Consider the following 13045-nt stretch of genomic DNA (forward strand, 5'->3'; position numbering starts at 1 on the left):
GTCACTCTCCCTTTCGGACGACATAACAAACAGGGCGGTTTGGGTGGCTTGCCATTACGCTGACAAACTCTTGGCTGGCGCCTACCGCTGCAATAAGTCGATCGACCCGATGCTCCTGCAAAGTCTTTTTCAAAAAAGCTCCGTACTTGGGCGTCATTCCGCCGAAGTAAAGCCAGTCGTAATCAATGCCAGCCCCTTTTAACCATTGCTTCGTAGCCTCACTCAATTTGGCTGAGCGATTTGAAACCAAAGCAATCTCTGCCCCGGAGCGCATGAAGCCCCGGAGCATTCGGCTGGTGGGGAAGATAAGACCATCGCCCATTACCAGACGATCATCCTCGGCCGACAATGAGCTGCGGTGATTTACCTCAGCCAAAACATTGTCGATCTCACAAAAAACAATCATTCCCCTGGCCATTGCTACACCGCCACCGGAACCTTGATCCATGGCAGTGGTTCATAGCCTTCAACCACGACGCCATCCCAGCGGAAATCGTCAATCTCTTCCCATGCTTCGGGAAGGATGACCACCGGGTCAGAGCTTTTGGGGATCTCGCGCGCCTGAAGTTCTTCAACCGCCTCTTGGTGATTGTCATAGAGATGGACGTCACATCCGTAATGAGTCAGAGACGCGGCCATGTGGCCGGTAATTTGGGCAATGAAGTGAGTCAGGATGCCGTACCCAGCAATGTTGAAAGGCATACCGACAAACACATCAACGCTGCGCTGCATTACCGTAGAGCAAAGAACTCGCTTTGGAATACCCAGGCTGTCCATCAGCTCGTCATTAATCTCAGTGCCAGAATCCAGCAGCTCAAGCAGGCGGCTATACATGCTTTCATGCCCGTACTGAGAGTGCGTCCGGCCGACATCACTCGCCATCGACAAACGGGTTGGGAAATCCAGCTCACGACTCCACACGTAAAACGCAAAGTGGCAAGGTGGCAGTGCCATGTCTTCCAGCTGAGCCACGTTCCATGCACTCATCAGCATTCGGCGATCGGATGGGTTAGTGCGAAGCGTGTTAACGATACGCGCCAACTGGTCAACGTTTCTGGTGACAAGGGAACGTTTGTCGTCGATTTCAGTTTCAAGCAAGTAACCGCGCTCAAGATATTTTTGTAGATCGCTGCTAAGAATAATCCGGGTGTCTTCCAGGCTGCGCCATTGCTTTCCGTAGACCGGCCCGAGGTCATCGTTCTCATCGGCCCATGCGTCCCAGATTTTGACGCCATGCTCTTTCAGGAAGCCGATATTGCCAGTGCCTTTGAGATACCACTCCAGCTCAACCAGAAGAGGTTTGAGGTTGGTTTTTTTGCTGGAAACAAGTGGCACTGATGCACCAGTCAGCAGGTAATCGGTTGCTAAGAAACAGGTTCCTTTTGTGCCGGTTCCAGTTCTGTCGCCAGAGGCCATGCCTTCTGATTGAACCCGGCTAATTAGTGAACGGTATGTGTAATCCGTCGCCAGGCCATTAGTGAAAGGTTTGTTGAGTAAACTTGTCATCTTGGTTTCTTTGATAGGTAGGTGAATACCTATCTTATAATAAGTAAAAAAAGAGCGCCATCAAAGCAACCCTATAACTTAAAAGCAAAAAAAAAGACGCCCAGAAGGGCGCCTATAAATCAGATATTCTGATAAGGCTTATTTCGCATAAGAATCAAATATACCTTTATAGCCATTTAACTACAAGGCGCATCTTCATAATTCCTTCACAATAGTAGACGTCTTAGCCGTCGCAACAAAGCCAACCAGATCAGCTTCACTGTAGGTTGGTGACTTGAGGATTTTGCCATCTGAGATGCGGAATCCGATTCTTAAATCAGTACCTTCACAAGCACGGAAGCCCAGATCTGAATGGTCGTACTGGCAGCGATCCACCGCCACAGCCCGCTCTGCATCGTCACCCGGCCACAGCTTCGTCATGTTGGAACGGTGAACTTCCGCCACCAGCTCTACAATGTTGATGTCCATTAAATCAGCCAGGCGATAGGTCATGCTGCAGGCGACATAAAGCATGTTCAGGACTCGGCGCAGCTCGTTAATAAGAGCACCTTCTGACAAATTCTCTGACTCAATTTTGGTCGCAAGAGCCTCAAGCTCATCAGCGACTTTGCCAGCTTCATAAAACGGTAGCTTCACATCATCGATCGCTGCGGAAGTCATAGACAAAGTCTCATGGAATCGACCTACGCTTTGATCCTGGGTATAAATACTCATCCCCATAGGTGCGCCGCCGCGGATCGCCACCATAGTGCCAATACCGACATAGAGGAAGTCGGCCATCGCATCCAATATCTTCTCTAAATTTGAGTTATCGGCAGCTGGGATGCCTTCTTCAACAGCTTCTTCGCGAATAAGTTTTGCACGTAAGCGAAGCAGCGCCGGTGTTGCAGCTATACGCTGAGGATGCTGAAACAGCCCGTGGAATTGGTTAACCATCTCATAGATGTCCAGAGTATGATCGCCATAACCCGGATGCAGCTCGTAAAGATCTGGCTTGAAGCCGACAACTTTGTCACCGAACAGCTTCACTTTGTCCATAATGCCAGTAAACATCTTGTTTCCTTATTTATATAAACAATCACTTTATTTTCAACATAGTAACGTGTTGGACGTAGGCATCCAACACGTAAATTCATCAAATGTCGGCGAACTTCTTCAGGCTCTTCGAACTCACCGTTGAGTCGATCTGCCCAACCAGATATGAGCCAACCTCAACTTCTTGCGGCGCCACTTGCACCTGGTCACTCAGCAGCCATTTGTTCATCCACGGCAGTGGATCATTCAAAGCATCTTCGAAAATTGGCTTAAGCCCCATGCGACGCAGGCTAACGTTAGTGCGATATTTCACATACTGCTTCAGGATTTCTGCATTAAGACCGATCATAGAGCCATCTTTGAAAAGGTGTTCTGCCCAGCGCATCTCCTGCTCAGCCACGTCCTTCATGGTCTGGTAAACAAAGGGCTCAAGCTCATCAGCCACAGCCTTCCACTGCTCACCCTCTTTGCCGACGCGCATGTACTTGATCATCATTTCTGTAGAGTGACAATGCAGAGCCTCATCACGCGCGATGAAGCGCATAATTTTTGTATTGCCTTCCAGTAGTCCACGCTCACCAAAAGAAAACGTGCAGGCGAAGCTGACATAGAAGCGGATTGCCTCCAGAGCGTTTACTGCTACCAGGGTGCGGTAAACCTGTTTCTCCATGGCAAGTTCGCCATAAATCTCATCAAAACGGCCTTCCTGCTCTGATAGATACTCGCGAGCGCAGATCAGCTGATACAGGGCGTCATACTGCTCAGTAACCGATGCGGCGCGGCTCACAATTTCTTCATCGCTCACAATGCCGTCGAAAATTTCAGCCGGGTTATCGACCATGCCACGAATGATGTGCGTGTAGCTGCGGCTATGAATGGTCTCTGAGAATGACCACGTTTCAATCCACGTCTCCAGCTCTGGAATGGACGCCAGCGGCAGCAATGTAGCGTTCGGGCTGCGACCCTGTACGGAGTCCAGCAGAGTTTGGTAACGGAGGTTGCTCAGGAAGATGTGTCGCTCATGCGGTTGCAGTTTGTTGTTGAACTCAATGCGATCTTTAGAAATGTCCACTTCTTCAGGGCGCCAGAAGAAAGAGAGCTGCTTCTCGATCAGCTTCTCAAACAGGCGATATTTTTGCTGGTCATAGCGAGATACGTTTACTGACAGGCCAAGGAACATAGGTTCTTTTGTCGCGTCGTTCGCCCCAAGCCGGAACGTTGAATATTGGCTCATGTGTTTTCCTCGTTGTTTTACGTGCCAGCATTGTGATGCGCTGGCACAGGTGTTCAATTGATTGGAGACGGTGGGGCGGCTGCCCCACGCTTAGATGGTGCAGGTGTCGCAATCAGGCTCGTCGTCAAGAATTGGCTCTTGATTAGCCTGGAGCGCGCTGGTCACATCGCTGGTGTCTTCCGTTTGGCCGGCACCGTCGCGCGTGTTGTGGTAATAGAGAGTTTTAATGCCCAGCTGGTAGGCGGTGAGCAGATCATCAAGCAGCGTTTCCATTGGGACTTTGCCATTAGGGAAGCGCTCAGGATCATAGTTCGTGTTGGTCGAAATAGACTGGTCGAAAAACTTCTGAATGATCGCCACTTTGGTCAGATAGCCGTAGTTGCTCGGCATATCCCACAGATATTCGTATTGCCCTTTCAGGTTCTCATAATCAGGCACAACCATTTTGATGGCGCCTTCTTTAGAGGATTTGATGGACACAGCGCCGCGCGGCGGCTCGATGCCGTTCGTAGAGTTGGTGATCTGGCTCGACGTTTCGCACGGCATCTGAGCTGTCAGCGTAGAGTTACGCAGACCATGCACTTTGATGCGGTGGCGCAGCTGTTCCCATGGGAGTAGCAGCGGATGCTTCGCATTGATCTCCTGACCATCAAGGGACTTGCGATAGTGGTCAATTGGCAGCTGGCCGAGAGAGTATTTGGTTTCGTCGAACCACTCACACGCGCCTTTCGCTTCGGCTAATTTGCAGCTGGCGTCCAGAAGGTAATACTGAATCGCTTCAAACGTTTCGTGAACCAGCTTGTTGCCTTCGAGGTCGGAGTATTTAAAGCCATTCTTCGCCAGGTAATACGCAAAGTTGGTTACACCAATACCCAAACTGCGGCGCGCTTTTGCTCCACATTCTGCGGCTTCCATTGGGTAGTTTTGGTAATCAAGCAGTGAGTCGAGTGCCGCGACTGCAAAGAATGCGACTTCCTGCAGGTCACCCAGAGAATCGATGGCGCCGAGGTTAAACGCTGACAGTGTGCAAAGAGCGATTTCGCCGTTGGGATCGTCAGTTTTCACCAGCGGTTTGGTTGGCAGCGTAATCTCAGCACACAGGTTTGACATACGCACTGGCGCAATGCTCTGGATGAAGGAGCTATGCTCGTTCATGTGGTCAGCGTTGCCGATATAAATACGACCGGTAGAGGCGCGCTCCTGCATCATGGAAGAGAACAGCTCAACGGCGGAAACACTCTTCTTGCGAATAGCCGGGTCAGCTTCGTATTTCAGGTAAAGCTCTTCGAACAGATCCTGATCTTCGAAATAAGCGTCATACAGACCAGGCACATCATTCGGGCTAAACAGAGTGATGTTCTCTTCACGAATAAGACGGCGGTACATCAGACGGTTCAGCAACACACCGTAGTCAAGATGACGTACACGGTTCTCATCCACACCGCGGTTGTTTTTCAGCACCAGCAGGCTTTCAGTTTCCAGATGCCAGAACGGATAATACGCAGTAGCTGCGCCGCCACGGACACCGCCCTGAGAACAGGATTTAACGGCTGTCTGGAAATGCTTCAGGAACGGGATAACGCCAGTGTGGGTCGCTTCGCCACCACGGATTTCGCTTCCCAGCGCACGGATACGGCCAAAGCTAATGCCGATGCCGGCACGTTGAGAAACGTAATCGACGATCGCGGCAGCTGTACCATTAATGGCTTTCAGACTGTCGCCAGATTCAATCAGTACGCAGCTTGAGAACTGGCGCGTCGGTGTGCGAACGCCTGCCATGATTGGGGTTGGCAATGAGAGCTTGAATGTACTGGTGACATCATAGAAGCCTTTGACCATTTCCAGACGAGTTTTACCACTGGTGCCGTCCTGCCAATCCTGGAACAGACACATGCCCACCAGCATATAAATGTGTTGCGGTGCTTCGTGAATTTTTCCAGTGACGCGGTTCTGGACAAGATATTTGCCCTGCAGCTGCACGGTGGCCGCGTAGCCAAACAGATCATCGCGAGCGGTATCGAGATATTTGCCCAGCTCGTTAATTTCGTTTGGATGATAGCGTTTCAACAAATCTTCATCGTAAATGCCACGATTAACGAGGTTCACGATGTGTATGAACAGGTCGGGGTATTCGTACTGACCAAACGCATCTTTGCGCATTTTGAACAGATTAAGACGGGCTGCAACCTGGGAGTAGTTCGGAGTTTCCGGGCTGATCAAATCAGCTGCGGCTTTCACCAGCGCCTCATGCAACTGGCTGGTGGTCATGCCGTCAAAAATGCTGGCAGAAGCACCGAGGGCAATGGCTGATGCACTAACGTTTTCAACGCCATCGACCGCCCACATTACCACGCGGTTGTACTTTTCTTCGCTCAGTGGCTCCGATCGCCCGTCACGTTTCTGGATGTTAATCATGTGTTTTCCCAATAAAAAGGCCACTACATATAGTGGCCGTCATGATAGTAGGTAGTTGACTACCTATCAACGATAAATCATAAAATTGCTTTGAGTACGCTTACCACCTGTTTGAATTGATCAGTATCTAAACCGACGTAAATCGCCGCTACAGCGTCAGCAAGATGCTCATTCTTACCGGTCAGCACCATTTCACCTTTGGACTTGTGGCGCAGCCAGGGGGCGTCTGGTTGCTCCTGAGTAGCCCACTCAATGATGTCCTCTTTAGCAACACTCGCTTTACCGCCGACATACTTCTTGATTTCGTCAGGGGTGATCTGAATTAACGGCTTTTGAATGCTTGCCAGAACGCCGATGCAAATGCCATAGCTGGTTTGAGCACGAGACGATTGGCTACCCACCGGCAGCTCAGCAAAAACGATATGTGCCTCATCAATCATTGGCTTTGCTTTCGCCCAAATCTCACCAGCGCGGCGCAGATCGTTGCTGTTCACGCGAACCGTTTTCTTCTTGCCACCGGCCTTCGTTTCAGCCAGCTCAAAGCGCGTGACCTTAACTTCATTGGTGTCCAGATCGAGTGTGCCGGCAGCGATGCCAAAGTTACTCATGCTGGGGTCTAACCCGACGATTTTAATCAACTTACTCATATGGTCTCCTTACCATGTTCCCCACTGAGGGTGGGCTTCCTGCGTTTTAACCGGTTCATCTTTTTGCTGGCTTCTTGATGGTACGCCCAGCAGCTCATTGAACAATGAATCATCATCCTCTGAGGTCATCATTGTTTGCGCAACGAACTCACACAATTCACTTAAGTAGTTCTTCGGCAGATTGTGCTTAACATTTTCATGTGTATCGCCGTCAGCGACAAAAATGGTCTCACCTTTGCCATCCTTAAACTCAACAATAGTGTTTCGGATGAGGTCATCACCTTCTTCGAATTTGATAGCAACGCTTTCGAATGCAGCGCCACCGCTGGCCACCAGCTCCGATTTGTTTTTTAGACGGCGGATGAAAGTGTTGAACGCGCTGATTTGCTGGCTATCCAGATATAGTGACGGGTCGCCAATGCTCATGGTCAACGTGTTTACGTCACTCAGAGTGACCAGACCGCACTCACGAGGCAGATAGCCGCTCGGATCTGCTAAGTTGATCATAAGCGGCTTTATGTTGCTTTCATGCGTCAGCGTCGTCATGACCGGGCTGGCGTCAAGCAACTCCGTTAACGCGGCGCGCTGCGCGTCATCTACCTCGCTTAGCTCGAAGTACCACTTAGGCCGTACCGGCTCGTCCACGTAATCCGACAGGAGGTTAATGGATGCCAGTACAGAAACCACTTGCCGGAACTGGATGTAACTCAGCTCATTAACTGACATAGCTGCGGCCATCCTTCACTTCAACGGTGATAGTTTCGCGGAACCATGATTTCATTTCTTTGTGGCTGATGATCATCACGGTGCCACGCTCGCGCGCCTTGGTCTCAAGGATGCCCATCAAGCGCTCAAGCCCTGCTGAGTCCAGCGCATCGTCAATTTCATCACCGATAAACAGCTGGATGTTTTTGCTGGCGCGGCTGGCCACCAGATCCTGCAATGCCAGTGAGCAAGAAATTCGCACCTTTCGTTTCTCACCACCGGATAAACCCATGAATGATTTGCTGGAACCTGCTTTCGACACATTGATGTTGAATTTGTCGCGGATCTCACCTTTCTTAGTGGTCTCCATGGTTGACCATTCAGCAACGATATTGCCGTCAGACAGCGTGTTGAGATATTCGGCGGTGCGCATGTTCAGGAACGGCGTCACTGAGCTGAGAATGTGCGAACGCACACCGGCTGGGGAATATACCTGGCGCGCTTTCTCAAGCAGCTGAGCCTGATCCTGATGGTTTTTAAGTTCTGTTTTAAGTTCTGCGTATTTAGATTTATTGGCGCGCAGGCTCTCTTCATGGCGCGTAATGCTCGCCAGAAACGGATTCACTTCTGCCATGACACGATCCACTTCAGCCTTAGCGCGGCGGAAGGTGGTCTCAAGCAAACCCAGCTCACCGGAGCGCTTATTTAGGGTGCTTAGCTCGCCATTCAGCTGCTGGATTCGGGCAACGATGGCTGAGACGTCTGGTGTTGCGTCGATAAGTGCCCGCTCGATGCCGCGCGCTTTATCAAGACGGCCTTGCTGTTCAGCCACTGTCGCTGCTGATGCCTGCGCTTCTGCAATTTCACTGCGTGCCTGGCCAATATAGTTCTCCTTAACGGTTGATAAATCTTCGCTGCAATAAGCCTTTCCGCATGTTGGGCACGGAGTGCCAACCTTGGAATCAATGGCATCAGCCTGCGCTTTGTTATTGTGGGCACGTTTAACCGCTGACGCTTTCAACGTCTCTGCGGAACGGATGTTGCCTTCCGCTTCGGAAATAACAGCCCGGACACGAACCAGCTTTTTGTCGTGTTCATCTTTAGTTGCTAGTTTTTCGCGCTCTGCGGTAATGGCGTTCTGCTTATCACGGATCTGTTCTGGAATGGTTCGCAGCTCCAGCTCAGCCTCTGCCAGCTCAACTTCAGCGCCGGTCAGATCTTCGCGGGACTTTTCCAAACGCTGGCTGCGACTCTTTTCCCACTCTTCTGAGGATGCCTTTGCAGATTTCAGCTCTGTTTCAGCTGAGTCCACCAGCGAAAGCGTGCCTTCCATCTTGGTCTTAACGTTATCTACGCGCGCGGCAGCTGCATTTGCTCGTTCGCGAGCAATTGAATACGCCCGGGTCAAACGGTCTACGCCAGCAGCTTCTTCCACTATCGCTTTAAGGTTCTTGTCAGTCATGCCCGGCAGGTCTGGCATAGCCTCTTGGCTTGCATAAATCGATGCGGTGAACACTTCCTTCGATGCGCCAATCAGCCGTTCGACAAGCTCCTGCGTAAGCGTGTCTTTGCCTTTAGTCATGTCGCCATCTTCACCACGAACGATCAGACGGTTTTTGAACTCTTTATGGTTACGGTGACGGATGATCGCGAACTTCTTGCCTTCGTCCTCAATGGTTACTTGAACGCGACAGTTCTTCTCGTTCCCCGTTGACAGCACATCGTCGCCCTTCACACCGTGTGCTGTTTCGCCATAGATGCACCACATTAAGCTGTTCATGAGGGTGGACTTGCCAGCGCCATTGCTGGAAGCTGATGAGTCGTCAGTGTTGATACCCTGGATCAGCACCAGCCCGCGGTCGGAGAGTTCAACTTCCGCTTCGGCCAGCGCCATGAAGTTCTCAACCTTCATTGACAAAAATTTCATGTGCTTTTCTCTGTATGTTTTATTTTGGATGCCAGTTTAGTCAGCTTTGGCTGATCTTTCTTGAGACGAAACTCCAGGTGAGTTTTGTACAAAGCGCGATCCAAGACTCCGTCACGATAAAGACGGTTGAGCTTGTAACGCACTCGTTCACTGCGGTATGTAAAACGATGGAGTGTGACCGTCCCTCCGTTGTTCAGGATATTTACAGCCCACTGGTATTTGCCGGTGATCATTCTGAAGTACCGGTTTCCGCTTCAAGCAGGATGTCGCTGCAAAGCGCGCCCAATGCCTTCACATCAAAACCGCCGTCAGTGTCGTGCATGATCTGACAGTAAGCGCTTACTGACTCTCCAAGGCTATCTATCTTTGACGTAGCAGAAGTGCTGGCGGAGCCGGTCATCATTGAGGATTTACGAACGAAGTTGCACACGACGCCTTTGGCGCCCATGGAGTTGAGGGTGTTTTTTATCTTCACGCCTTCTTCGTCAGCTTCAATAGTCGCGTAGAAACGAACGTAATTGCCGCGTACTTCGCTGTCATCAACGCCCTCTTCGAGATTGACGAACTTTGGAGCGGAGGTTTCGTGCTGGGTAAAACTGCCATCAGGCTGTACGATCATGTAACCGGCCAAAGCCCCTACATCACCCCAATTCTGGTGCGTTAACGCACCAACACTGACGACACCGGGCAGGACTTCTTTGTGGTTATGATAATGACCAGACAAAACAAGGCGGAAGCCAATGTCCTTCAGCTCCTGCGCATCGATGCCCACATCGGGCATGGTCGGAATAGCTTTATTGACTGAGGTATGAATGATGATGTCGTGGTTGTCGCCCTCAAGACGATTTCGCAACGCCTTCATATCACTCAAAAGCTCGGCGTGGGAGTTACGCCAGCTGATGAAATGAACATTCACATCACCAACTTCAATGCTGAACGGCTGCTGCCCACAAACGATATGCACCCCGATCGACTGCAGTGAGGCAGCTGCGTTAGCGCTGTAGACAGAATCGTTGGTTTCGAGGTCGTGGTTGCCAGCCAGCATGACCACTTCAAGGCCAAGCTCATTGATGATCCACTTGTAGGTTTCCGTCACATAGTGCAGTACAGATGGCGTGATAGTGCCGCGTACATGGAACGTGTCACCTGCAACAAAAAGATGCTTTGCGCCAACCTCTTTGATGGCAATGGCTGCTTCCTTTGTCGATTCAAGCAGAATGGCCAGGCGGGAATTAAGCCCGTTGGCGTCAGAAACCGCGAAAGTATTCCAGTTGTGGTAGTGGGGATCAGAGATCACGCCATACGGTATAGTCATGTGTTCTTCCAGCTTGTTATAAATTAAACGCAATGTTACCAACACTGAATAGGCCATCAATTCAGAGCTACAGGCTATTGGGTTGGTTCGCAGGCTGGCTATTATGCAATATTTATAAGTAGCTAACTACCTATAATAGAGGATCGCTAAATTCGCTCTGTATGCTTCTGAGAGAGGGCGAACGTAATTTCTGGTACGTTCGCTCATTGGAGGGGGTTAAATCGTCTTCTCGTGCTTTCTGCGAAGCGAGGCCATATCTATCACTGGTGCTTTTGCACGAGGATCTTCTAATTCAAGCTCATGATCCGTGTGATACTCAACGTCATGTTCACGGTTGATGCTCCGCAGATAAATGGCCGTCAACTGACTATCAGGCTTCAGAAAATGCCCATAGGACTTGCGGATCACTTCAGAAACCTTTTCCACGCTTTCTCCACCCATGCAAAGGTGATTGAATCGGCTATGTTTGCGAAGCATTTCTTCGTATGGCCCCGAACAGACTCGATCCACTTTTGCGAACCTGATTCGCTCTCCGTTCGCTGCGTCTACCAGACACACGATTTTGCCTGGCTCTACACGGTTAACCCAGGTTACTCCGCTGCGGAGCGTGTTGAAGTAAGGCTCATTCAATCCGATGATCGGTTTACGAAACGCGATAAGTGGCACATACCGCAGACAAGAATTTAAGTGGAAGTCAGCCCCTGTAGCCTTGAACTTGTGCCGTGCCTCATTGATTGGGCATTTTGACGCAATGCCACAGAGGTCGCATAGTTCTTTCTGGGAGTTAAGTTTGCTATCTGGCTCAATGGTATAGGTGCCATCTTCGAGACGGCGAACCCAGCGTGTACGTTTCAGATCCATTGGTCTACTCTTGCCGGTGGAAATATTTGCGACTGTAGCGCATAAATTTGGCGTTAGGCTGTAACTGCCTGTTTTGTTTATCCCCAATTTCCACAGTGTCGATCCAATAAATTGATCCTAAAGTGATCCCAACGGAGATCCAAAAGAGATCCCCGATCGCCGCAAACCCACGCCACCACAGGGCTGAGACAGGATCGATATTGACTGTAGTGTGCAGAATCATGACTGCGACATGTGAACCTACCAACTGCGGTATGCAAATCCATTAACTGCGGTATGTATTTACCTTGACTGAGATATGCAGTTACACTTACGGCATGTGAACAACTGCTGGTGCATAAAATGGTCAAGAAATCCAAAACCTTACCGATGAATTTGGAAGAAACAAACAAATCGACAGGTGAGATCGTTTCACTGGATATTAACAGCTCCAGCACTGTTCAGCCGGTTCCTCTCATGCGTCTCGGCCTGTTTGTTCCTACCCTAAAATCAACGAGTAAGAGCAAGACCAACCGTAAAAATATCACAGATGCGACCGAAGAACTTGTCCAGTTGTCCATAGCCAAGAGCGAAGGCTACAACGACGTGAAAATTACAGGGTCACGTTTGGATATGGACACTGATTTCAAGGTATGGCTGGGGATCGTTCGCTCAATGGCTGAGCATGGGGTGCAGGGAAGTGCGCTTAAGCTCACGTTTGTCGAGTTCGTTAAGATGTGTGGGTTCGATAGCCGACGTTCCAACCAGAAGATGCGAGATCGTATCAGTAACTCCCTGTTTAAATTGGCATCCGTAACGCTTAAGTTCCAGAACGATACGAAAGGGTGGGTGACACACCTGGTAAAATCAGCCTCATACGATGTCGTTGAAAACGTTGTTGAAATAGAAGCTGAGCCTAAGCTTTTCGAACTCTATGACATGGACAGGCGTGTGCTGCTTCGACTTAAAGCCATTGATGCACTGCCACGTAAAGAATCAGCCCAGGCTCTGTACACCTTCATTGAAAGTCTACCCCAGAACCACGCTCCCATTTCGATGAAGCGCCTTCGTGACCGGCTTAACCTGACTTCAAGCGTTTACACGCAAAATCACACTGTTAGAAAGGCCATGGAGCAACTGAAAGAAATCGGGTACCTCGAATACACCGAAACCAAACGCGGAAACTCCACCTTCTTCGTCGTTCACTACCGCAATCCTAAGCTGATCCAGACTTCTAAGCTGCCTAAACAAAAGGTTGAAGAGCAGCCGCCGTCAGAAGAGAACTACGACGAAGTCATTAAGGCTTTGAAAACTGCAGGTATAGATCCCGTCAAACTGGCAGAAGCTCTCGCTAAATCCAAACCCTAAAATTGACTGAGGTATGCAGTTTATTGACTGCGATATGCGGTTTGTTTGCTGCG

At 50.1% G+C, this 13045-nt stretch carries 11 protein-coding genes; 1 reads left to right on the forward strand and 10 read right to left on the reverse strand.

From position 1 onward, the window contains the following. Window position 1: 1 nt before the first annotated feature. The 10 genes from OGW13_RS11680 to OGW13_RS11725 form a co-directional block, all read right to left on the reverse strand. The gene (locus tag OGW13_RS11680; protein WP_127353347.1) at window positions 2–448 is read right to left on the reverse strand and encodes an HAD family hydrolase; all 447 of its coding nucleotides are present in this window, start codon (window positions 446–448) and stop codon (window positions 2–4) included. Continuing rightward, window positions 421–1506, reverse strand: a complete 1086-nt coding sequence (locus OGW13_RS11685; protein WP_287116143.1) for a thymidylate synthase — start codon at window positions 1504–1506, stop codon at window positions 421–423. The genes OGW13_RS11680 and OGW13_RS11685 overlap by 28 nt, the downstream gene beginning before the upstream one ends. Before the next feature lie 195 nt (window positions 1507–1701). Then, on the reverse strand, window positions 1702–2559 hold the full coding sequence (locus OGW13_RS11690; RefSeq protein ID WP_057057144.1) for a pyrophosphohydrolase domain-containing protein: 858 nt from the start codon (window positions 2557–2559) through the stop codon (window positions 1702–1704). An 82-nt stretch (window positions 2560–2641) separates the two neighbouring features. Further along, complete coding sequence (gene nrdB, locus OGW13_RS11695; protein WP_287116144.1) at window positions 2642–3775, reverse strand: class Ia ribonucleoside-diphosphate reductase subunit beta; 1134 nt, start codon at window positions 3773–3775, stop codon at window positions 2642–2644. Window positions 3776–3865: 90 nt separating this feature from the next. Then, window positions 3866–6190, reverse strand: coding sequence for a class 1a ribonucleoside-diphosphate reductase subunit alpha (gene nrdA / locus OGW13_RS11700; protein ID WP_287116145.1), 2325 nt, complete (start codon window positions 6188–6190; stop codon window positions 3866–3868). Window positions 6191–6267: 77 nt separating this feature from the next. After that, a complete protein-coding gene (locus tag OGW13_RS11705) occupies window positions 6268–6837 on the reverse strand; it encodes a RuvC family protein (RefSeq protein ID WP_287116146.1) in 570 nt (189 codons plus the stop codon). Between the two features lie 9 nt (window positions 6838–6846). Beyond that, window positions 6847–7563, reverse strand: a complete 717-nt coding sequence (locus OGW13_RS11710) for a hypothetical protein (protein WP_287116148.1) — start codon at window positions 7561–7563, stop codon at window positions 6847–6849. Then, a complete protein-coding gene (locus OGW13_RS11715) occupies window positions 7553–9469 on the reverse strand; it encodes an AAA family ATPase (protein WP_057057139.1) in 1917 nt (638 codons plus the stop codon). Before OGW13_RS11715 ends, OGW13_RS11710 begins: the two co-directional genes overlap by 11 nt. Window positions 9470–9698: 229 nt before the next feature. Then, window positions 9699–10784, reverse strand: a complete 1086-nt coding sequence (locus OGW13_RS11720) for a metallophosphoesterase family protein (RefSeq protein ID WP_287116149.1) — start codon at window positions 10782–10784, stop codon at window positions 9699–9701. 216 nt (window positions 10785–11000) lie between these two features. Beyond that, window positions 11001–11645, reverse strand: a complete 645-nt coding sequence (locus tag OGW13_RS11725; RefSeq protein ID WP_072931860.1) for a hypothetical protein — start codon at window positions 11643–11645, stop codon at window positions 11001–11003. A gap of 342 nt (window positions 11646–11987) precedes the next feature. On the opposite strand from OGW13_RS11725, the gene OGW13_RS11730 reads away from it, so the two are divergent. Further along, window positions 11988–12992 carry a RepB family plasmid replication initiator protein gene (locus OGW13_RS11730; RefSeq protein ID WP_287116150.1) on the forward strand — a complete coding sequence of 335 codons (1005 nt, stop codon included), beginning with the start codon at window positions 11988–11990 and terminating at the stop codon, window positions 12990–12992. The last annotated feature ends 53 nt before the right edge of the window (window positions 12993–13045 follow it).

The organism is Citrobacter sp. Ca225, from assembly GCF_030337175.1.
In the GTDB taxonomy this organism is placed as follows: domain Bacteria; phylum Pseudomonadota; class Gammaproteobacteria; order Enterobacterales; family Enterobacteriaceae; genus Citrobacter_A; species Citrobacter_A amalonaticus.